Source organism: Pseudoalteromonas sp. XMcav11-Q, assembly GCF_040104525.1.
Classification (GTDB): Bacteria; Pseudomonadota; Gammaproteobacteria; order Enterobacterales; family Alteromonadaceae; genus Pseudoalteromonas.
Genome location: NZ_JBECOX010000018.1, coordinates 45,429 through 66,835, shown reverse-complemented (window position 1 = coordinate 66,835; position 21,407 = coordinate 45,429). Strand labels below are relative to the sequence as shown.

19 protein-coding genes are annotated in these 21,407 nt (G+C 44.4%); 9 read left to right on the top strand and 10 right to left on the bottom strand.

All coding sequences use genetic code 11. The annotated features are described in order from the left end of the window. Positions 1-1,680 (bottom strand): urocanate hydratase, encoded by a 1,680-nt coding sequence (gene hutU, locus ABMY45_RS21335; protein WP_349289482.1) that lies wholly within the window; start codon positions 1,678-1,680, stop codon positions 1-3. Between the two features lie 157 nt (positions 1,681-1,837). After that, a complete protein-coding gene (gene hutC, locus ABMY45_RS21330; RefSeq protein ID WP_138582995.1) occupies positions 1,838-2,599 on the bottom strand; it encodes a histidine utilization repressor in 762 nt (253 codons plus the stop codon). Positions 2,600-2,710: 111 nt separating this feature from the next. On the opposite strand from hutC, the gene hutI reads away from it, so the two are divergent. After that, complete coding sequence (gene hutI / locus ABMY45_RS21325) at positions 2,711-3,934, top strand: imidazolonepropionase (RefSeq protein ID WP_349289483.1); 1,224 nt, start codon at positions 2,711-2,713, stop codon at positions 3,932-3,934. A gap of 24 nt (positions 3,935-3,958) precedes the next feature. Continuing rightward, positions 3,959-5,743: a GGDEF domain-containing phosphodiesterase gene (locus ABMY45_RS21320; RefSeq protein ID WP_010607044.1), complete on the top strand. Its 1,785-nt coding sequence runs from the start codon at positions 3,959-3,961 to the stop codon at positions 5,741-5,743. 43 nt (positions 5,744-5,786) lie between these two features. Here ABMY45_RS21320 and ABMY45_RS21315 read toward each other — a convergent pair whose 3' ends face one another. Together ABMY45_RS21315 and rraA are read right to left on the bottom strand one after the other, a co-directional pair. After that, positions 5,787-6,842 (bottom strand): arginase family protein, encoded by a 1,056-nt coding sequence (locus ABMY45_RS21315; protein ID WP_174170531.1) that lies wholly within the window; start codon positions 6,840-6,842, stop codon positions 5,787-5,789. Between the two features lie 18 nt (positions 6,843-6,860). Continuing rightward, positions 6,861-7,364: a ribonuclease E activity regulator RraA gene (gene rraA, locus ABMY45_RS21310; RefSeq protein WP_010607046.1), complete on the bottom strand. Its 504-nt coding sequence runs from the start codon at positions 7,362-7,364 to the stop codon at positions 6,861-6,863. 158 nt (positions 7,365-7,522) lie between these two features. On the opposite strand from rraA, the gene ABMY45_RS21305 reads away from it, so the two are divergent. The 4 genes from ABMY45_RS21305 (at position 7,523) to ABMY45_RS21290 (ending at position 11,922) form a co-directional block, all read left to right on the top strand. After that, on the top strand, positions 7,523-8,047 hold the full coding sequence (locus tag ABMY45_RS21305; RefSeq protein ID WP_010368944.1) for a phosphatase PAP2 family protein: 525 nt from the start codon (positions 7,523-7,525) through the stop codon (positions 8,045-8,047). Next, positions 8,044-9,096, top strand: coding sequence for an MJ1255/VC2487 family glycosyltransferase (locus tag ABMY45_RS21300; protein ID WP_010607047.1), 1,053 nt, complete (start codon positions 8,044-8,046; stop codon positions 9,094-9,096). The genes ABMY45_RS21305 and ABMY45_RS21300 overlap by 4 nt, the downstream gene beginning before the upstream one ends. Positions 9,097-9,201: 105 nt before the next feature. Next, positions 9,202-11,082, top strand: a complete 1,881-nt coding sequence (locus tag ABMY45_RS21295; protein WP_130126991.1) for a methyl-accepting chemotaxis protein — start codon at positions 9,202-9,204, stop codon at positions 11,080-11,082. 291 nt (positions 11,083-11,373) lie between these two features. Further along, positions 11,374-11,922: a hypothetical protein gene (locus ABMY45_RS21290; protein ID WP_010607049.1), complete on the top strand. Its 549-nt coding sequence runs from the start codon at positions 11,374-11,376 to the stop codon at positions 11,920-11,922. A 2-nt stretch (positions 11,923-11,924) separates the two neighbouring features. Here the strand turns inward: ABMY45_RS21290 and ABMY45_RS21285 are convergent, their stop codons facing one another. The 5 genes from ABMY45_RS21285 to priA all read right to left on the bottom strand — a co-directional run bounded on the left by ABMY45_RS21285 (position 11,925) and on the right by priA (position 16,993). After that, positions 11,925-12,299 carry a DUF971 domain-containing protein gene (locus ABMY45_RS21285; RefSeq protein ID WP_010607050.1) on the bottom strand — a complete coding sequence of 125 codons (375 nt, stop codon included), beginning with the start codon at positions 12,297-12,299 and terminating at the stop codon, positions 11,925-11,927. A 49-nt stretch (positions 12,300-12,348) separates the two neighbouring features. Further along, positions 12,349-13,677, bottom strand: coding sequence for an HslU--HslV peptidase ATPase subunit (hslU, locus tag ABMY45_RS21280; RefSeq protein ID WP_010607051.1), 1,329 nt, complete (start codon positions 13,675-13,677; stop codon positions 12,349-12,351). A gap of 11 nt (positions 13,678-13,688) precedes the next feature. After that, positions 13,689-14,207, bottom strand: coding sequence for an ATP-dependent protease subunit HslV (gene hslV / locus ABMY45_RS21275; protein ID WP_010368932.1), 519 nt, complete (start codon positions 14,205-14,207; stop codon positions 13,689-13,691). Positions 14,208-14,277: 70 nt separating this feature from the next. Further along, on the bottom strand, positions 14,278-14,808 hold the full coding sequence (locus tag ABMY45_RS21270; RefSeq protein ID WP_017217264.1) for an SPOR domain-containing protein: 531 nt from the start codon (positions 14,806-14,808) through the stop codon (positions 14,278-14,280). 13 nt (positions 14,809-14,821) lie between these two features. Next, positions 14,822-16,993, bottom strand: coding sequence for a primosomal protein N' (gene priA / locus ABMY45_RS21265; protein ID WP_010607052.1), 2,172 nt, complete (start codon positions 16,991-16,993; stop codon positions 14,822-14,824). Positions 16,994-17,207: 214 nt separating this feature from the next. On the opposite strand from priA, the gene rpmE reads away from it, so the two are divergent. Further along, on the top strand, positions 17,208-17,423 hold the full coding sequence (rpmE, locus tag ABMY45_RS21260; protein WP_010607053.1) for a 50S ribosomal protein L31: 216 nt from the start codon (positions 17,208-17,210) through the stop codon (positions 17,421-17,423). Positions 17,424-18,195: 772 nt separating this feature from the next. Next, a complete protein-coding gene (locus ABMY45_RS21255; protein ID WP_069020522.1) occupies positions 18,196-19,437 on the top strand; it encodes a malic enzyme-like NAD(P)-binding protein in 1,242 nt (413 codons plus the stop codon). 81 nt (positions 19,438-19,518) lie between these two features. Here the strand turns inward: ABMY45_RS21255 and metJ are convergent, their stop codons facing one another. Beyond that, entirely contained in the window at positions 19,519-19,839 is a 321-nt protein-coding gene (gene metJ, locus ABMY45_RS21250; protein WP_010368921.1) for a met regulon transcriptional regulator MetJ, read from the bottom strand. Between the two features lie 344 nt (positions 19,840-20,183). Here metJ and metB point away from each other — a divergent pair, with 344 nt between their 5' ends. Next, positions 20,184-21,404: a cystathionine gamma-synthase gene (gene metB, locus ABMY45_RS21245; protein WP_349289481.1), complete on the top strand. Its 1,221-nt coding sequence runs from the start codon at positions 20,184-20,186 to the stop codon at positions 21,402-21,404. Positions 21,405-21,407: the final 3 nt, after the last annotated feature.

Below are 21,407 nucleotides of genomic sequence, written 5' to 3'. Positions count from 1 at the left end.
TTACCTTCCTTCCAGCATAGGTAAATCTAGTTTTTGTTCTTTTGCACAGTCTTTGGCTATGTCATAACCGGCATCGGCATGACGCATTACACCGGTACCTGGGTCATTCCATAGTACGCGAGATAAACGGGCGTCTGCTTCGTCTGTGCCATCTGCCACAATAACGACTCCCGAATGTTGACTGAAGCCCATACCAACACCACCGCCGTGATGCAGTGAGACCCAAGTTGCACCGCCAGCCGTGTTTAACAAGGCATTGAGTAACGGCCAGTCCGATACTGCATCTGAACCATCCATCATCGATTCCGTTTCACGGTTTGGACTGGCTACAGAGCCAGAATCTAAGTGATCACGACCAATCACAATCGGTGCTTTGAGTTCTCCATTTTTGACCATTTCGTTGAATGCTCGTGCTAAACGCGCTCTGTCCTTCAGTCCAACCCAGCAAATACGAGCAGGCAGGCCTTGGAATTGAATGCGCTCGCGCGCCATGTCTAACCAATTGTGAAGGTGTGGGTCGTCTGGGATAAGCTCTTTAACTTTCGCGTCTGTTTTATAAATATCTTCAGGATCGCCAGACAGCGCAACCCAACGAAATGGACCTATGCCTTGGCAAAACAGTGGACGAATATAGGCAGGAACAAAGCCCGGGAAATCAAAGGCGTTATCAACCCCTTCTTCTAGGGCCATTTGGCGAATGTTATTCCCGTAGTCAGTTGTCGCGGCCCCGCGCGATTGCAGCGTTAGCATGGCTTGTACTTGCACTGCCATAGATTGTTTTGCGGCTTTTACAACTGCTTGTGGATCGCTTTCGCGAAGCGCGGCAGCCTGAGCCATAGTCCACGTTTGCGGCAAGTAGCCGTTTAGTGGATCGTGCGCAGAAGTTTGATCGGTCACTACGTCAGGCGTGATATTGCGCTCAACCAATTCAGCATACACATCCGCGGCATTGCCCAACAGGCCAACTGATACCGGTTGCCCTGCAGCATTCGCTTCATCAATGATAGCTAACGCATCATCAAGTGTGGTTGCCTTTCGGTCAACATAGCGTGTGTTAAGACGAAAATCGATTCGTGACTCATCACACTCAACAACGAGGGCGCTAAAGCCTGCCATAGTTGCCGCGAGTGGCTGCGCGCCACCCATGCCGCCAAGGCCACCGGTTAAGATCCACTTGCCTTTTGCCTCACCATTAAAGTGTTGCTTTGCCATTGCTACAAAGGTCTCGTATGTGCCTTGTACTATGCCTTGTGAGCCAATATAGATCCAAGAACCAGCGGTCATCTGGCCGTACATCATCAGGCCTTTTTTATCGAGTTCGTTGAAGTGATCCCAGTTAGCCCAATGTGGTACTAAATTTGAGTTAGCAATTAATACACGAGGAGCGTTGCTATGAGTTTTGAATACCCCGACAGGTTTACCTGATTGCACCAGTAAGGTTTCGTCTTCTTCTAAGCGGTCTAACGTTTCAACGATTTTATCGAAGCATGCCCAGTCGCGAGCGGCACGGCCAATACCGCCATAAACGACTAGTGCATTTGGGTGCTCCGCAACTTCAGGGTCAAGGTTATTCATCAACATTCGCTTTGCCGCTTCAGTCAGCCAGTTCTTTGCGGTAATGTCTGCACCTCGTGGCGCGCGGATCTCGCGGCTAGGATCTAATCTTGGGTTATCACTCATTCTGCTCTCTCCTGTTGTATATACAACCTAAGTGAAACGTCTAGTTGCTGCGATTGCTTAGTTTCACTAGGTTGTTAGTCTATTTGTATTGCATGACAACCGAGGCTGCCATGTCGTTTTGATTTATCTGCCGCGATATTTGGCGACACTTTATGTGTTACGACCTTTGCTTAAAGGTGAGATGACCACCTAAGCGATATTTACTGCCTGGCGAAATTAATCTCGCGAAGCTAACAATGCCCTTTGCAGACCAAGTTCGGCGGATCATTTGTAAGCATGGTTCTTCATTATAAAGCCCAAGCCACTGGCAAACCTCTGGTGATGGCATAACTGCTTCAACGGTGTGTCTAGCCTCAGTGAGTGGCGCGACTTGAGATAAATATTCATGAGGGGTAGTCAGTTCAAAGTTTTGGTCTAAATACTCCGGTGCCAACTGTGGATTGACAAAGCGCTCTTCGACTTGCAGTGGTTGTTCATTTTCATTATGTACAATTACGCTTCTGTAGACTGGCGCGTCCGCTTCTACACCGAGTGCAATAGCGATAGGTGCTACTGCTGCAATAAGTTCAAGCGTTAGTACGGTGCATGAGTATTTGCCATTGCGTGCGTTGACCTCGTCGGCAATATTTCGGATCTCAAGTAACGAAGACTGAGATTTAAAACTGGCAACAAAAGTACCTAGGCCTTGGCTACGAGTTAAAATTCCGGCTTCAGTTAGCTCGCTTAGTGCTCGTCTTGCGGTCATTCGGCTAACATTAAATTGGTCAGCTAACTCATTCTCCGACGGCACGCGCTCGTTTTCGAGCCAGCGCGCGGCGCGAATATTATCGATAATATATTGTTTTATCAGCGCAAATTTAGGAAGCTCAGGCACAATTGTTGTCTCGAGTTCATATTTATGTAAATAAAGATGGCACACTTCTCTTGTATATACAAGTATCCCTGATAGACTCAATGGATAAATCTCGCAGTGAGCGAGTTTCTTTTAATGTGTTGGCATATGGATTTGATTTAGATTAGGACAAGTATGATGTTAGAAGCCGATTTGCTTATTATCGATGTCAATATTGCAACTATGGATCCCAATTTGGATACCCCTTATGGTGCGATAGAAAACGCAGCGATCGCTATTAAAGATGGCAAAATTAATTGGTTAGGCCCTCGTAGTGAACTACCTGAGGTTGACGCCATAGCAACCCCTATTCATAAAGCCAATGGCCAATGGTTGACCCCAGGGTTAATCGACTGCCACACGCATATTTTATTTGCAGGTTCTCGGGCCAACGAATTTGAGCAACGATTACTGGGGGCGTCATATCAACAGATTGCCGCGCAAGGTGGTGGTATCGCAAGTACCGTTAAGGCGATACGATTGGCAGACAGAGAAACGCTATATGTTAACGGTAAGAACCGCTTGAATAGTTTACTCAAAGAAGGGGTTACCACGGTTGAAAGTAAATCGGGTTACGGCCTAGACGTTGAAAATGAGCTAAAGCTGCTAGAAATTAATCAACTACTTAATGAGCATCACCCGATTGATGTGCATAGCACGTTCTTGGGCGCACATGCATTACCCCCAGAATACAAAGATAATAGCCAAGCCTACATTGATTTAGTCTGTGATGAGATGCTGCCACAAGTTGCTTCGCGCCAATTAGCAACGGCTGTTGATGTATTTTGTGAGAACGTCGGATTTACCTATCAGCAAACTGAGCAAGTATTTACTCGAGCACAACAGTTGGGATTACAGGTTAAATGTCATGCTGAGCAGCTATCTAATCAACATGGCAGCGAGCTGGTGGCAAAGTTTAAAGGGCTTTCAGCGGATCATATTGAATATCTTGATGAAGCTGGTGTGGAAGCGATGGCGAGAGGGGATGTGACTGCGGTACTTTTACCCGGCGCTTTTTATTTCTTACGAGAAACGCAATTACCACCAATTGACTTGCTCAGAAAGCATAAAGTAGCAATGGCACTCGCGAGCGACTTCAATCCAGGTACTGCGCCTTTGTGCTCACTGCGATTAATGCTAAATATGGCATGCACATTATTTAGAATGACACCGGAAGAAGCGCTTAGCGGTGTTACGGTTAATGCTGCGAAAGCCTTGGGGTTGAGCGACCGTGGAGTATTGAAAGTTGGAACGCGCGCGGACTTAGCGTTATGGGACATTACCCATCCTGCACAGTTAAGTTATCAATTTGGTGTAGCGGACCTGTCAAATTTGTGGATCTTAGGTAAACTTAATCAGTAATGATCCTTTTATAAGCAACAAATTATGCTTTCAATTTCAACAGCTAGTGGCGGAGCCACGGAATTATTGCTGTCTGAAGGAATAGCGATACTAATTACGCCAATGATGGCTGGCATGGCCGGAGCCATTGTAATGGGGGCGTTAGCATTAATGTTGCAGCGCCCCTCTGGTATGCTCAAGCTGGCTCACCTTAGCAGTGCAACACTTGCAATACTGCTCGCCTTTACGGGCAATATCACTACATTACATTTACTTACTCTGACGATACTCCTGTATCTATTCCATGGCTTACAGGAGCACAAAAGTGGCTTATTGTTGATAAGTGCTGCTGCGATAATCACTTTAGTAATGTGGACTGTGTCTGAATATCTATGGACATTTCCTGCCCAGCATGGCGCAATTGTCATTGTGTTTATGTATATTCTTTTCCTTGCCTATCAAGCGTATAGCAGCGCAAATGAATTTGAATTGAAAGAACACAATGATGACCACACCGAGCATGAAAGTTTGGGGTTACCTGGTCGGCAAAGTTTTAAACGTGCTTTTAATGAATATCGCCAAACGGAAGGGAGCCCTTGTATGCTCGTGCTAGTCCGTCTCATGGGTTTCGAGCAGGTAAATTTTCATTTAGGGCGTGAGTTTGGTGACTTGCTGCTAGCTCAGTCGGCTAATCGTATTGCACAATGTTTGCAATCAGGCGATGTTATGGCCATCACTCATGGCAATGAAACTGCGAAAATGGCGCATCTAGGTGGTCTTAACTTTGCGTTTGTATGTTCGTTAAAGCATGGTAAGCACTTTCATGAGCAGCTGATAGAGGAAATATCAAACAGCACTTTAAAGCCATTCAATGTTGGTAGCTGTACGTTAGAGATCATGATGCGTGCGAGTTATGTAAATTGCGATGAAGAAATGGGGCAGCTTGAGAACCTGATTTCTTGCGTGTTTTTAGCGCTAGATACACAATCAGAAGCGCATCAGCATAGCCATCAACAGGTCGTGCCGTATCAACAACGCATGCAAATTCATCGGCTGGAGCAACAGGTTAGGTTGTCGGAGTTAGCTAAAATCAACTTTAGATCTGAATTTGAGCTCTATTTTCATCCAGTCGTTCGTCATGAAGATAACAGCATTGAGTTTGTTGAATTACTGTTGCGTTGGCAGCATCCAAAGCAAGGGATTTTAAGTGCCAATGAGTTTATTGATGATATTCGTTTAGTTGGACTTGCCATTCCCGTTGCTGAATATGTATTAGAGCGTGCATGCGAAATTGCATTGGCACTGAAAATGGAAGGGATCAGCGTTCCCATCAGTATTAATGTCTTTGGTGCTGAGCTCTTGAGCGAAAGCTTTATCGAGTTTATTGACTACACTATGCTCAACCATCAGTTAAGCCCTGGCGCTATCATTATCGAGTGTCCAGCTAGTATGCTTGCCGAACTAGATGAGCAAGAAATTGCGATGATCAGTCGTTTGAAGAACTTGGGTGTAAAAATGTGTGTCGATAGCTTTGGTGATGCGCCGCTGGTACTTGCTAAATTACCCGCACTGCGTTTTGAGTACGTGAAACTGTCGCGCAATATGACGCAAGAACCAGAGCATATGGGGCATACCAAATCCTTGGTAAAAGGCATTGTAGAGATGCATCAAGAAAAGCACTGTCGCGTGATTGGCGAGGGTATTGAATCTCTCGGGCAACTCGAGTTTGTAAAAAGCATTGGCACGGTGGCAGCGCAAGGGTTTTACTTTTCTCGACCACAGAACAGCAATATTTTGATCAGTTGGCTGAAACAAAGGCTACCTCAATAACTAGGAGCGCCTTACCTTTACATTGGTTTGGCTGTGACAGTGTTTAGCGCCTCTGTTGACGGGTACTTAAATAAGCGTTCGCAAGGTTCGTTAGTATTTGGCCACAATGTTCGATACCCGCCTGCTCACCAAGTGGGTGTCTAGCCGGGGCTGCTTCACATAAGTGCAAATATTTAGCATGTCGAGCCTGAGCCATACGGTACACAAAATATTCGGCATCGCTACTTGTGAAGCCTTGATAGGTCAGGGCACTTGCAGGCATACCGACGATGGCATCAACGTCTAACTCTACGCCTAATGGAATGTCGCTTGGCATCGTTGCCAACGCTTTGTCGAGTGATGCGGATAAACTCTGAGTTTGCCTGGTTTTTATCGCTTGATAACTTGAAAATCCGAATCCAGCGTTTTGCAATTGAGTAAGGATTGTTTGGTTGTTTTTGTGCTCGTGCAAGCCGATGACATGATAATGCGACAAACTACCAGCTTGATGCGCGTAACTGAAGCCATTACCGCTATGTCGCCCTTCACAAGCTCGAAAGTCAGCATGAGGGTCAAAGTTGATGGCACCAGCGGCATGCTTGCTGGCCTCAAAATGTGCCTGCAAAATACCAAAAGCATTATTGTGACCACCACCAATGATAATTGGCTCCAAGCCTGCAGCAAAGATAGGTGCTAGGGTTGCAATAACTTGGTTGTCGAGGTCAGCACAGAGAGTGCGTAGCTGCGCTAGCTGTTCGCTATTAGCGTTATCGAGCGATAGTGCACGCGTTTGAATAGCGAGGGTATCCACCTCGCCTAGCAACAAAACCTTATCGCCTGACAAAAACTGGTTATCGGGCTGATTCAAAAAGCGTTTTAAGAAGGCTTGCCAACCGAGCTCGGCACCGCCTTGCCCGCAATTGGCGCGTGGACCTATATCCTCGGGGATCCCCAACAACACGTAACGGATCCCAAATTGGGCCGCGTCTCTAAGCGAAGCCGCGTAGTCATGATCACATTGTAAAAAGCTTATGCTTTGCCAAATTCTGGTTTCACCGGCTCTTGCACTGACAAAAGTGGCAATATTACTTTCATCATATATACGGACTGCTGTACTCATGACTGTTACTTCTAGCGCTTAATTGTCTTCGTTATCATCTTCTAAAATTAACTCTTCCGCAGAGATGATAATACCCGTGGAGTCGGCGTAAACAAAATCATCTTCGTAAAAAGAGACACCTGCGAAATTAACGGGAATGCCGACTTCGCCGCTGCCACTACTATCTGCTGCTACTGGGATAGAAGCGATTGCTTGAATGCCAATATCGCTTTCTTCTAATTCATCAACATGGCGCACCGCGCCGTAAACGATGATGCCTTGCCAGTTGTTCTCGACCGCCAGCTCAGCTAAATCAATATCAACCAGTGCACGACGAGTTGAACCACCACCATCAACGAGCAGCACACGACCAGTACCGTCTTGTTGTAGTACATCTTGGATCTGCTCATTGTTTTCAAAACATTTGACGGTAGTGATACGACCACTAAATGACGTCTGGCCGCCAAAATTGATGAACATAGGCTCTAGCACATCAACCACATCAGCAAAGTGGTCGCAAAGATCAGAAGTGCTGTATTCCATATTGAATCCTCGAATATTGATTGTCGATAACCAGTATACTCTCATACTTGTGCTTAGCAATGCTTTGATTCAACTTACATATTTGTGTCTTAAAAGTGTCACCTATTTGTTATTTTGCTCTTCTATGCTGATATTGTGAGCAATTAGGCGTGACTCGAATGATGAAAGCAAAACTAGCCGAGCTGGACGCTGCATTATACTTTGTGGTGTTTTGCCCTAAACCAAGAAACTGGTTTAGATTGATAGCATTAGGTCTATCCAAAAGTGGCAACGGTGGACTCTATGTGTTGGTCGCAATTGCGTGCGCTCTGTTTTTGGAGCAGCTAGGTCAGCAATTTGCACTCACCGTGATTTTGGCCTTTGCAATTGAAAGGCCGCTTTACTTCTATCTAAAAAATCGTTTTGCACGATTACGACCATGTGACTGCTACGCAGTGAAAGCCTTGTTGACGCCGAGTGATAAGTTTAGTCTGCCCTCGGGGCATAGTGCTGGCGCTTGGCTATATGCGACTTGCTTGATGGAGCAAATTCCACTAGCTGCGTTTCCGTTGATGATTTGGGCTTCAGGAGTGTCATTGTCACGCGTAATTGTAGGGGTACATTATCCACTTGATGTGGTGCTTGGTGCGGCAATGGGTGTTGCCTGTGCAAGTTTAGCGATAGTGATATTAGGAAGCGTATGAAAATACTATATGGTGTTCAAGGAACGGGAAATGGCCATACGACTCGAGCTCGGGTAATGGCAAATTGCTTTCGCAACATGGGAATTTCTGTTGACTACTTTTTTTCTGGACGTCCTTCGGAAAACTATTTCGATATGCATGATTTTGGTGATTATCGCAGTTGCCGAGGGTTGTCATTCGTTACCGAGCGTGGCCAGTTAAATCGTTTAAAAACTTTTCAGTCGCTCAAGTTTGGTGAGTTTATTCGCGACGTTAGAAAATTAGATGTATCAGGTTATGACTTGATCTTTAACGACTTTGAGCCTGTCAGTGCGTGGGCAGGAAAGCTGGCAAAGGTTCCGGTGATAGCAATGAGTCATCAAGCGTCATATTTATATGATGCTGTTCCACAATTTGCCGTACAGCCTTGGCACAAAGCCCTGATCCGGTATTTTGCACCAGCTGATATTCATCTTGGGGTGCACTGGCAACCGTTTGATAAGCATATTATTCCGCCTTTTATTCCTTACGAGGCTGAGCAGGAGCAATGTGCATCGATAATTAACAAAGTTTTGGTTTATCTGCCGTTTGAAGCTTTGGATAGCATTATTGAGTTGTTAAAAGATTTCCCTGATAAGGAGTTTTACTGCTATCACCCGGATGCTGACAATGCTTCTTTGCAACATATTCACCTAAGAAAACCGAGTCGTTCTGGGTTTATTCAGGACTTAAGAAATACCAGTGGTGTGATTGCAAATGCCGGGTTTGAGCTTTCTAGTGAAGCATTAAAACTCGGTAAAAAACTGCTACTTAAACCATTAGATGGTCAATTTGAACAGCAGAATAATGCACAGACGCTAGCCGAACTCGGTCATGCCCAAGTGATGAATTATCTCAATGCTGGGGCGCTGGAAGAATGGCTGCGAACAGACGCGAAGGCATCGTTTTATTTTCCATCCGATCCTAGCTTGCTAGTGGAGTGGTTGATAGGAGGTCAATGGCACAATATTGATTTATTGCACAATCAACTTTGGAACGGTGTTAATAATTTGTATGTAAAAGCGGCGTAAATATATTAATTTGTAATATGAACCCAGAATAATTACCTATTATGAGGCAAGGCTGAAAGGCTTCAGCTATACTTTAGCCAGTCTATTAACATTGTAGGTAAGCCGATGGCGGTATTAGAAAATCTGACTATCAGACGTCGTTTGCAAGTGAATGCATTAGTGGTAGGGATTGCCTTGGTTGTTATGTTAATTATGATCATGTACGAAGCTCGTACTATGCTGAAATTGAATGAAACCATTCAATATGCAGAAGAGCTCGACATTCATGAATTAGCAATGCGCAAACACGAGAAAAATTTCCTTTTTTACAAGCAGGTAGATTCACTCGATGAGTTTGAAAACGAGTATCGTGAGCTGCAAACTAAGCTCGCTTTGTTGCAAGGTACTTTTTCTGATTTTGATATCGATTTAGGTCGGATCAACGAATTTGAACGCTTAGCAAAAAGTTATTACGATGACTTTCAAAAAGTGGTGCAATTACAAAAAACAATTGGCTTGCATCCAAAGGATGCTCTTTACGGTGAGCTTCGTGGTGCGGTACACGAGGTAGAAACACTACTAAAAGAGCAGCAGAATTATCAACTCCTTTCAACCATGCTGCAGCTTCGTCGAGCCGAAAAAGACTTTATGTTACGTTTTGATACCAAATATCTTAAGCGTTTTGACGAGCTAGTTGCACAGTTTTCTCAGGAAATTCGTAGTGCTGGGTTTAACGCTCAATATCAATCTAAGCTACTTAGTTTATTGAGCACCTATCAATCCAAATTTGCGGGTTTAGTTCGAGCACAAGAAGCACTTGGCTTAGATTTAACGAGCGGTGCGCTTGGCAAGATGAAAGTGAGTGTTGAGAAAAGTGATGCGGTGGTCTCTGAAGTCGTGGAGCAGGCAAAGGCAGAGATCAAAGAAAACGTTGATAAAACTCAGATGCTTGCCATCGGTGTATTTGTTGTGGCTGGTATTATCGTGATGACTTTGGTGTTATCGACTAGTCGCTCAATTATTCAGCCCGTAGAGCGCGTTTATCAAACCATTGAGCGCATTCGTCGTGAAAATAATTTAAGTCTACAAATTGAACAAAGCGGTAATGACGAAATCACGATTATGACCCGTGATTTTAATAGCTTAATTTCTGACTTCAGAGATCTCATTGCTGATGTGAATGGAGCGTTGGCAACTATTAATGAAGCCACGGATCATTTAACGGAGACAACAGCCCAAACGAGTACTGGTATGGCTGAGCAGTTGCACGAAGCGGATATGGTTGCAACCGCTGCGACCGAGATGCAAGCGACCATCCAAGACATTTCTCATAATACGGGTGAAGCTGCGCATAAAGCCGAGACAACGAATGAAAATGCGCAACAAGGTCGCCGTGAGGTCACAGCAACAATTGAGCACATCATGCAGTTATCGGAATCGTTAGGTGGTGCTTCAAGTGTTGTTGCTCAGTTAGAGCGTGACGGTGAAACTATTGGCTCGGTATTGGATGTGATCCGTGGTATTGCAGAGCAAACAAACTTACTTGCGCTAAACGCTGCTATTGAAGCTGCACGTGCGGGAGAGCAAGGTCGAGGTTTTGCTGTTGTAGCGGATGAAGTTAGGTCACTTGCGCAGCGTACTCAAGACTCCACGCAAGAAATCGAAAGTATCATTTCTACACTGCAACAGCGTACACGAGAAGTGGTGAACATCATGGAACAATGTCGTGAACAAGGCAATGAAAGTGTGTCGCAAGCCGAGAAGGCTGGGGAGTTGCTCAGCATGATCACCCAAGATGTGCAAACGATTATGGAAATGAGCACGCATATCGCGACGGCAATTGATGAACAAAACCAAGTTGCTTCAGAAGTGAATAAGAACGTGGTTAAGATCAGAGACATTGCGCAAGGTGCCTCAGAGCATGCTCGCTCTAATGCGCAAAGTAGTGAAGAAGTCGCAGAGCAAGCGCGCGTATTACACGAAGCCGTGGCTAAGTATCAGGTATAAACACCAATTCAACCTGAGGTTCTTAATGTCAAAGCCCCACTTAATTTATAGTGGGGTTTTTTATTAAACCTGAGGCTCGGATAAGAAATGAGCTTGCTTATTATTTTTAAGGTTCAGGTTGATTGTCATTTTGAATATTGAGAAGCGTATTGCATTTAAGGTGACTCTATTCAACATCGTGAGTAATATGTACTGTTGTAGAAATTTTCCGGATCGTCTTAGGTAGGGGTTTGCATCTTTAAAAGGTATGTTTTATAAAGAGAAAATCACATGTTGAAAAGGAATATTTAAATGAAACTCTCCACACGTAATTCTTGTATCCGGGGGCTATTTTTACTTTTGGCTATGGGAAACTTTTCTGTTCAAGCTTCGATGTTGTGTCGAGATAGCTTCGATACTGTACGCAATAACATGACTAATATGAATTATAAAAGCTTTGATCAAACACCTAACTCTGGGTGGCGAGTACTGTATAATCAGGGTTGTTATTTAGAAGCTGCAATGCTCATTGAGCAATATAAAACCATGACTGGAGAGCAGCAAGCAAGTTTGCAATGGCATTTATTTCAGAATTACGCTATGGCGGGAAAGCGAGAACAGGCGATAGAGGTTGGAGAGGCACTTCTGCTCTCTGCGAAGAATAATCCTGCCGAGTTCCTTTGGGTAGAGTATATAGCCGCGAGTGTTGCGTTTTTAAAAGAAGATCGAGTGACACTAATGAAGATGCGTAACAAGCTAGCGGCACAAGCTGATTTCTTCCCTAATAAGATGAATTTAAAGGTTTTAGATAGCTTGGTCGATAATGTCAAATCTTCGTATCAGGCTGCTTATCAACAGTAAATTTAAGGCACAAACTTGATAGGTACGCTGTCCTTTTGGGTTTTATACTCTTCTACCGCGTTTACATATTCCTGCCATAGCACATCGTGTTGTGTAGCTATAGTGTATAAGTATTGCCAGCTGTAGAGCCCTGAGTCGTGGCCATCATCAAAAACAAAGCGTGCAGCATAGTGACCAACGGGTTCAATTTTCTTTATGGCGACATTCTGTTTGTTTAGCACGAGTTGCTTTTGCGCCGGACTATGCCCTTGCACTTCGGCGGATGGTGAATGTGTTCGTAAGAATTCGGCACTTAGCGTAAAACAGCGGCCGTCCTCAAAATAAACATCGAGTACTTTACTGAGCGTATGATAATGAAGTTTGGTGACTTGATACATAATTGGTATAACTCAAAAAGCGGAGCAAGGCTCCGCTTTTGATTTTAATTTACAGAATGAAGCGGCTTAAATCTTCATCCTGAACAAGCATGTCTAAATGCTGTTCAACGTAGGCGGCATCAATCGTCAAGGTATCACCGGCCTTTTCACTGGCATCGAATGAAATCTCTTCCATCAGCTTTTCCATCACAGTGTGAAGGCGGCGCGCACCGATGTTTTCAGTTTTCTCGTTGACCTGATATGCAGCTTCAGCCAGTTTAGTGATAGCGTCATCGGTAAAGTCGATAGTGACGTCTTCTGTTTTCAGTAGCGCTTGTTGCTGCTCTGTAAGAGATGCATTTGGCTCAGTTAGAATACGTTTGAAATCACCCGCAGTTAGTGCTTCTAGTTCAACGCGAATAGGTAAACGACCTTGTAGTTCAGGGATTAAATCCGACGGCTTGGCCATTTGGAACGCACCTGACGCGATAAATAAAATGTGGTCGGTTTTTACCATGCCGTGTTTAGTATTAACGGTTGAACCTTCGATAAGTGGTAGTAAGTCGCGTTGTACACCTTCACGGCTAACATCTGGGCCAGAAGATTCTCCGCGCTTACAAATTTTATCGATTTCATCAATAAACACGATACCGTTTTGTTCAACTGACTCAATAGCTTGCTCTTTAAGCTCTTCTGGATTAACAAGCTTTGCAGCTTCTTCTTCAATCAATAGCTTAAGTGCTTCTTTAATTTTCAGCTTACGGTTCTTTTTCTTGTCACCCGACATGTTTTGGAACATGCTCTGTAGCTGGCTGGTCATTTCTTCCATACCAGGAGGTGACATGATCTCAACATGAGGCGCCGTTTCTGCGATGTCGATCTCAATTTCTTTGTCGTCTAACTGACCTTCACGTAGTTTCTTACGAAATACTTGACGTGTTGACGAATTTTCATTTGGCTGAGACTCACCCCAAGCGTCTTTTGCTGGTGGCAAAAGTGCATCTAAAATACGCTCTTCGGCGGCTTCTTCAGCGCGGAATTTGAATTTCTTGGTTTGCTGTTCACGTGTTAGTTTAAAAGAAACTTCGACTAGATCGCGGATGATGGTTTCAACTTCTTTACCAACATAACCCACTTCGGTGAACTTAGTCGCTTCTACTTTGATAAATGGTGCGTTAGCAAGTTTTGCTAGACGGCGGGCAATTTCAGTTTTACCTACACCCGTTGGGCCGATCATCAAAATATTCTTGGGTGTAACTTCTGCACGCAGCTCTTCATCAAGCTGCATACGACGCCAACGGTTGCGCAGTGCAATCGCGACGGCTTTTTTGGCTTTGTCCTGACCGATAATATGTTGATCAAGCTCGTGCACAATCTCTCTTGGAGTCATAGCTGTCATGACGAGTCCTATTACAATTCTTCGATAGTTTGGAAATTATTGGTAAATACGCAGATATCGCCGGCGATCTTCAGGCTCTTTTCCACGATTTCTTTCGCACTTAAGTCGGTATTTTCAAGTAGTGCGGTTGCAGCCGCCTGTGCGAAGTTACCACCACTGCCGATAGCAATAAGATCATGCTCTGGCTGCACCACGTCGCCGTTACCTGTGATGATAAGCGAGGCGGTTTCATCGGCTACCGCAAGTAGGGCTTCAAGCCTTCTTAATGCTCTGTCGGTACGCCAGTCTTTTGCCATTTCTACGGCTGCTTTAGTGAGATGGCCTTGGTGCATCTCTAGCTTTGCTTCAAAGCGTTCAAATAATGTAAATGCATCAGCTGTACCGCCAGCGAAACCAGCCAGTACTTTACCATTGTATAGACGACGTACTTTACGTGCGTTGCCTTTCATAACTGTGTTACCAAGCGAAACTTGGCCATCACCGCCGATAACCACTTTGTCATCGCGACGAACACTAACGATGGTAGTCATAGTAATCCTTATCTGGGCCTGTGCCCGTGTAACTCTAGATTAGTAGGAAATATGGGTGGACTTATAAAAATCAAGTCCAGCCCCAAATCCCGCAGCCAAATATCCCAACGCGTTGTAATTTGTTTTTATCGCTTTCTGCTAAACGCTTGGTATCGTAGGGGCCAAGACGGACACGATACCAGACACCGTTACTCCCTTCGGTACGACGGATCTCCGCGATTAATCCAGCAAACGCAACTTTGGCTTTCATGGCTTCGGCTTGGCTATGGGTTCTAAATGAACCACACTGCATTTGATAGGGACCTTTGCTCTCGATCTCTTTAACTTCGACCTTGATTTCATGATTTTTAATTTCTTCAATGAACTCAGGTGGGCGAGGCTTTGGTTTAATAACCTTTTGCTCGGCAACTGGGTGTGGGTTTTTGGCTTGCTCTACTTCTTTAGGATCGGCATTGGTTTTTATAAACCAAAGACCGTAGGCAAACCCTCCGATTAGTAGAAATGCAAAAATAGCAGCAATAACAGGAAATTTCGCCGATTTTTCTGGCTTGTCTTTCCCCTTGCCTTTAGGTTTCTTATTGATGTAATCGTGCTGTGCCATAGGTTATTTGATTTTAATAGCTATCCATTGGATCAACATCTATGCTCCAGCGTACTCGATTGGCAGACTCATGCGTAGCGATATAGCGCGCAAGTTGCGAAAGGTAGTCCCGCAGCACAGTGCGTTGTTGTGCGTGTATGTGTAATTGATATCTGAACTTTCCAGCTATTCGTTCAAGTGGTGCTGGAATTGGACCCAGCAATTGTATACCAGGATAGGGGGTAGCAGGAACCAAATCCGACAAAAAGCGCAATACTGTATTTATATTTGTTGCCTCGGCGCGGATGATAGCTAAGTGTGCGAAGGGGGGAAGCATAGCTTCTTCACGCTCTTGTAAGGCATATCGCGCGAAGTCGCCATAACCATTATTAATTAAATCTTGCAATAATGGATGTTCTGGAAAATGCGTTTGCAATAACACGGTTCCCGCTTCACCGGCACGTCCGGCTCGTCCAGCAACTTGCGTAATGAGCTGTGCCATTTGCTCGGTTGCTCTAAAGTCACAAGAGTAAAGTCCTGAGTCCACATCCAAGATAATCACAAGGCTGACATCGGCAAAGTGGTGGCCCTTGGCAAGCATTTGAGTGCCGACCAGAATTCGCGCGCCACCTTGATTAATTTCTTCAAGGGCGCTTTCAAGGCTGCCCTTACGGCGCGTAGAATCTCGGTCAATGCGAGTAACGGGAATATCAGTGAAGCGTTCGCTTAAAAAGCCTTCGAGTTGTTCTGTACCAAGCCCTGTGGGCATGATTTGGGTGCTGCCGCAATCTGGACACTGTCTCGGTACAAAGTCCTGTTCACCACAATGATGGCATACCAAGCGGTTCATGTTTTTATGGTACGTGGCGCTGGTAGAGCAATGTTTACAGGTATTAAGCCATCCGCATTCGTGACACATCAATGTTGGTGCAAAGCCCCGACGATTTAGAAACACCATAACTTGCTTACCGCGAGCGAGTGTTTTTTCCATCCAATGTAAACTCATTGGTGAAAACCCGCCTTGTTCTGGCTGACCTTTCATGTCGACAAGGTGAAATTGGTTGTCGTGCTGGGTCTGCGCTCGTTTACTCAGTGTGACGAGTTGATATTTGTTGGTAATGGCTTTGTGTAATGTTTCTAATGCCGGTGTTGCGGTTCCCAAAAGCAAAGGGCAGTGTGCCTGATGCGCTCGAAATGCAGCGAGATCTCTGGCGTGATAGCGCAGGCCTTCTTGCTGTTTAAACGAGTTGTCGTGCTCTTCGTCAACGATGATCATGCCGAGATTTTGAAATGGCAAAAAAATGGCCGAGCGAGTACCGATGACCAAAGCGCTCAGACCCTTTTCGGCGCGACGCCAAGTATGTAGGCGTTCGTTATCGGTTAGATTTGAATGCCATAAATCAATGGGCAGGTTATTAAAGCGTTTTTTGAAGCGGTTGACCGTTTGTGGTGTGAGTCCAATTTCAGGCACTAAGATCAGTGCTTGTTTACCCGCTTTTATTATGTTTTCAAGGCTCTGTAAGTAGACTTCGGTTTTACCACTTCCCGTTACACCTTCGATTAAAAAGGTACGGTAACCGACTTGTGCATTAACGGCGCTGCAAATAGTCGCTTGCTGGTCGTTTAGGCGTGGCTTTTCGCCTAGCTGTAATTCGTTTTGCGACCAATCACTATCATGCTCAATAGATTGTGAGATAAGCGCTTTTTCTTCTAATGCTTTAATTGTTTGGCTAGCAAATCCGAGCGCTTTGAGTTCACTTAATTTTATTGCACCACCTTCATATAATTGAGAAAGCAGCGCTTGTTGCTTTTTGGCTCGCAGTGTTGGTAGTTTCTGCCCTTTTTCCGTTAATCTGACGATAGGGATCTGAGTTTTGTCTGGGCTTCCACCATCTCTGAGTACTGCCGGTAGTGCTGTGAATAAGGTATCGCCAATTGGATGACAGTAATACTGGGAGACAAAGTGTAAAAAGCTAAGTTGTGCTTGATTAAAGACAGGATGCTCGTCCAACACCTCAATAATTTGCTTGAGTTTTTCTTTTGGTACATCGGTGTCGTCTTTTTTAGCAAGCGCAATCGCTGTGCAGCGACGGTTGGCAAAATTGACGGTGACTCTCATTCCTGCTTCAACTTGCATGGTTGGTGCTAGCAAATAGTCGAATGTTCGGTGCAGTGGCAGCTTTAAAGCTACTTCAAGAATGAGCATGTATTACAATTCCATAAAGTGAGCGCAGTGACGAAGTATATACCTAAGGTGGTACGAATTGAAAACGTACTCTGCGACGGTGATAAAAAACTCTGAAATATTGCTTGTAGATTGTTCAGTTAAGCACTAAAATACGCGTCCACATTTTTGTATAACTACGTATGGTGCCAGACTTCGGGTTTGGAGAGCGATACGGCCTTAACTAGAGGTTGCTATGAAAGAAGGTATTCACCCTAATTACGAGACGATCACTGCATCGTGCTCTTGCGGTAACAAGTTCGAAACTCGTTCAACGCTATGTAAAGATATTCACCTAGACGTATGTTCTGCATGTCACCCGTTTTACACTGGTAAGCAGAAGATCCTTGACACAGGTGGCCGTGTAGATCGCTTTAACAAGCGTTTCGGTGCACTTAGCAGCAAGAAGTAATCTTGTTGGTCTAGTCGAAAAAAGCACCTTTAGGGTGCTTTTTTTGTGCCTGTTTGAAAATACCTTCTCGATTTATACATCCTATTCTGCATCAGCAGATAGACCGTCAGTCATCCCGTCTTATTGTGTCTTTTATTCTTCTAAAATAAAAAACTTGCCAGTTTGGCAGCAAAACTTTACTGATCTCTTGGGTAGAGTAAAAACTCTATTTAGCAGATAAATATTGAACATTTACGAGCTTAAGTTGTGAAAATAATCAAAGCTCATATAGTAAATAGTATCAGGTATGAGCACTTAATATAAACTAAAGTCAGTATATTGCGATTAAATGTCGGTATCTTGACGTTAAAGTTGGTTAAGTTGCAATTTTCTTATTGTTTTTATAGTTGGTGTGCATTTGTGCTAATTTTATACATTCCGTGCTGGTTTTAGCGTCTTGTTTTTTAAGTTTTAGTCATTTTATTTGTGAAATATTTCTTAAAATTGAGCTTATCTTCTCGGAAAAGTATAGAAAATACCATGCTAGTGGATAGACCTGATTTTACTTGAATAATGAGCAAAACTCGGTATTGTGTGAATACGGTCGATTAACTATATGTCCTATTGACATACCGCGACAGCAAAGCACATACGCTTGTTGAGTGGTTGAATGTCGTCGCTCATATAGTTAATCGCACTGTGTGTTGCTGTAACCAGCTAGCTAGGTTGCCAACATTCAGAATGCGAACGTTTACCACACTCTCACATTAACTTCGTAGGAAAATATCGCGCCATGACAGACTTTCGTCAACAAGCTCTAGATTATCACGAGAAGCCCGTTCCAGGTAAAATCAGTGTTGAACTCACTAAACCTGCCGAGACCGTAAAAGACTTAGCACTTGCATACAGCCCAGGTGTTGCAGAGCCAGTACGTGAAATCGCGGCTGATCCGGCGAATGCATACCGTTACACGGGTAAAGGAAATATGGTTGCGGTGATCAGTAATGGTACGGCAATTCTTGGCTTGGGTAACTTAGGTCCTTTGGCGTCAAAGCCTGTTATGGAAGGTAAGGCACTATTATTTAAGCGTTTTGCGGGCCTTGATTCAATCGATATCGAAGTTAAGCACAACACCACTGAAGACTTCATCAATACTGTGGCAAATATCGCAGACACATTTGGTGGTATTAACCTTGAAGATATTAAAGCGCCAGAGTGTTTTGAAATTGAGCGCGCGCTAATTGAACGTTGTGACGTTCCTGTATTCCATGATGATCAGCACGGCACTGCAATTGTAACCGCTGCGGGTATGCTGAATGCGTTGGAAATCCAAGGTAAAGATATTCATGATGCGATTATTGTGTGTCTTGGCGCGGGTGCAGCCGCTATTGCTTGTATGGAATTACTGATCAAATGCGGTGCTCAACGTGAGCACATCTATATGCTGGACAGAAAAGGCGTGATCCATACTCGTCGTGATGACCTAAATGAATACAAAGAGCTGTTTGCAAACAACACGGATAAGCGTACGTTACAAGACGTGATTGCAGATGCGGACGTATTTGTTGGTGTTTCTGGCCCAGACTTACTTTCTGCTGAGGATCTAAAGCTAATGGCTGACAAGCCAGTGGTATTCGCTTGTTCTAACCCAGACCCTGAGATCAGCCCTGAAGTTGCACACGGTGCACGTAATGATTTGATCATGGCGACAGGCCGCTCGGATTATCCAAACCAAGTAAATAACGTACTGTGTTTCCCGTTTATCTTCCGTGGTGCGCTTGATGTACGCGCAACCGCTATCAATGACGAGATGAAGATTGCAGCGGTTGAAGCAATTAGAACGATTGCGAAAGAGCCTGTACCTGCTGAAGTGTTAAAAGCGGCTGACGTAGATAGTCTTGAGTTTGGTCCTGAGTACATCATTCCAAAACCAATGGATCCGCGTTTGTTACCTCGTATCGCAAAAGCGGTAGCGGTAGCTGCAATTGAATCAGGCGTGGCACAAATCGATATGCCAGCTGGATATATGGAATAATACTATAGGTTTAATCCAAATGAAAAAAGCCTCGATTGAGGCTTTTTTTGTGTCTGTATTTCCAGAGCGAAAGAGCAGTTATCACTCTTCGTTTATTTCTGGGATCTCCAAACCGCGCTCTTCCATTATTTGTCTTACCTCTAAAGGAATACGCTCTGGATTATCTTTTCTCAAGTCTTCATCGCTCGGCAGTGGCTGACCTGTGAAGGCATGTAGAAACGCCTCACATAAAAGCTCACTGTTCGTGGCATGACGTAAGTTATTCACTTGGCGACGTGTACGCTCATCAGTTAGCACTTTGAGTACATTCAGAGGTATGCTCACCGTGATCTTTTTTACTTGCTCTGCTTTTTTACCGTGTTCTGCATATGGGTGAATATACTCACCGTTCCATTTTGCCATAATTGTGTACTTGCCTCAGTTACATCAATGCCAATATGACTGGGTTCTGGTCTACATTATTCACCAACCGCATGAATATAGGGATAACCTTACGAATTAAAGATAAATCCCAAACTCAAATAGATGAATAAACTAATCCGCCATAGCGAGATAGAAGAATCTCTGCCATAGTTTTCAATAACTCAGTCGTATTAGCAACGCCTAGAGTGGCGAAATTTTATCGGTTTAAAAAAGATAGTCAAATACTAGTTATTTAGCCATTTAGCGGTATAAATGTTTTGACTTCTGGTTTCTGTTGCTCTAACCTTTTAGACGTCTAAACATCCAACTATCTAGGTGACCTTATGAGTCAAGTTAATAAATCGACGGTAGCAGTGCGTCACGGTATAGAAGCTGATAAAGCGCATGGGGCAGTAGTGCCACCGCTTTACCTTTCTACCACCTATTCTTTTGCCGATTTTGATACCAAACGCGACTACGATTATGGCCGCAGCGGTAACTTTAATCGTGATGTGCTTGCACAGGCACTTACCGAACTTGAAGGTGGTGCTCGTGGTATTATTACCGCCACTGGCATGGCTGCCGTTCACCTAGTAACTCAACTGCTTAACCATGACGATATGCTGGTTATTCCACATGACTGCTATGGTGGTAGCTATCGCTTGTTTACATCGCTTGCAAAGCGTGGATTGCTCAAATTAACAGTCTTGGATCTCACGCAACCTGAAAGTCTTGCGCAGCTGCAGCAGATCAAACCTAAATTAGTTTGGATTGAAACACCAAGTAACCCAATTTTGCGGTTAACGGATATAGAAGCTGTCGTAAATGCAGCACACGCTGTGGGGGCTTTGGTCGCCGCTGACAACACCTTCTTGTCTCCTGCATTACAAAACCCCATTGCCTTTGGCGTGGATGTCGTCGTGCATTCAACCACTAAATATATCAATGGTCATTCTGATGTAGTGGGGGGCGCGGTGATCGCGCGTACACAGGAATTGGGTGATGAGTTAGCTTGGTGGGCGAATAATATCGGTATTACCGGTGCACCTTTTGATAGTTACCTTACCCTACGTGGACTGCGCACCTTAAATGTGCGTTTACGCCAACATCAAGAAAATGCTCAGCTTATTGCAGAATATTTAGAAAAGTCGCCGTATGTTAGCCAAGTTTATTACCCTGGCCTTGAGTCGCATCCTCAACACGAACTTGCGAAAAAACAACAGCTCGGCTTTGGTGGCATGGTGAGCTTTGATATCAAAGGCGATCTGCAAACATCTGCGAAGTTTTTAACGTCTCTAACGCACTTTTCATTGGCAGAATCTTTAGGTGGGGTTGAGAGTCTTATTTGTCATCCAGCGACGATGACACACGCGGGTATGGATCCGCAAGCACGTTTAGAAGCGGGAGTGGGCGACACGTTGATTCGTATTTCTGTAGGCATTGAAGATGCACAGGATCTCATTGCAGATCTGGAAGCGGGATTTGCATGTATTGATGAAAGTCAGGCGAGTGATGATGCTAAGTCATTCAAATTAACGCCTGCACATACAGTAGCGTTGTGGTGAGTA

Bases quoted from the DNA above. Each gene is read 5' to 3' on its own strand.
- ABMY45_RS21320 (WP_010607044.1), top strand. From the start codon at position 3,959: ATGCTTTCAATTTCAACAGCTAGTGGCGGAGCCACGGAATTATTGCTG.
- hutI (WP_349289483.1), top strand. From the start codon at position 2,711: ATGTTAGAAGCCGATTTGCTTATTATCGATGTCAATATTGCAACTATG.
- rraA (WP_010607046.1), bottom strand. From the start codon at position 7,364: ATGGAATACAGCACTTCTGATCTTTGCGACCACTTTGCTGATGTGGTT.
- ABMY45_RS21305 (WP_010368944.1), top strand. From the start codon at position 7,523: ATGATGAAAGCAAAACTAGCCGAGCTGGACGCTGCATTATACTTTGTG.
- ABMY45_RS21285 (WP_010607050.1), bottom strand. From the start codon at position 12,299: ATGTATCAAGTCACCAAACTTCATTATCATACGCTCAGTAAAGTACTC.
- hutU (WP_349289482.1), bottom strand. From the start codon at position 1,680: ATGAGTGATAACCCAAGATTAGATCCTAGCCGCGAGATCCGCGCGCCA.
- metJ (WP_010368921.1), bottom strand. From the start codon at position 19,839: ATGGCAAAATGGAACGGTGAGTATATTCACCCATATGCAGAACACGGT.
- hslV (WP_010368932.1), bottom strand. From the start codon at position 14,207: ATGACTACCATCGTTAGTGTTCGTCGCGATGACAAAGTGGTTATCGGC.
- ABMY45_RS21295 (WP_130126991.1), top strand. From the start codon at position 9,202: ATGGCGGTATTAGAAAATCTGACTATCAGACGTCGTTTGCAAGTGAAT.
- ABMY45_RS21290 (WP_010607049.1), top strand. From the start codon at position 11,374: ATGAAACTCTCCACACGTAATTCTTGTATCCGGGGGCTATTTTTACTT.
- ABMY45_RS21270 (WP_017217264.1), bottom strand. From the start codon at position 14,808: ATGGCACAGCACGATTACATCAATAAGAAACCTAAAGGCAAGGGGAAA.
- ABMY45_RS21300 (WP_010607047.1), top strand. From the start codon at position 8,044: ATGAAAATACTATATGGTGTTCAAGGAACGGGAAATGGCCATACGACT.
- hslU (WP_010607051.1), bottom strand. From the start codon at position 13,677: ATGACAGCTATGACTCCAAGAGAGATTGTGCACGAGCTTGATCAACAT.
- rpmE (WP_010607053.1), top strand. From the start codon at position 17,208: ATGAAAGAAGGTATTCACCCTAATTACGAGACGATCACTGCATCGTGC.
- priA (WP_010607052.1), bottom strand. From the start codon at position 16,993: ATGCTCATTCTTGAAGTAGCTTTAAAGCTGCCACTGCACCGAACATTC.
- ABMY45_RS21315 (WP_174170531.1), bottom strand. From the start codon at position 6,842: ATGAGTACAGCAGTCCGTATATATGATGAAAGTAATATTGCCACTTTT.
- metB (WP_349289481.1), top strand. From the start codon at position 20,184: ATGAGTCAAGTTAATAAATCGACGGTAGCAGTGCGTCACGGTATAGAA.
- ABMY45_RS21255 (WP_069020522.1), top strand. From the start codon at position 18,196: ATGACAGACTTTCGTCAACAAGCTCTAGATTATCACGAGAAGCCCGTT.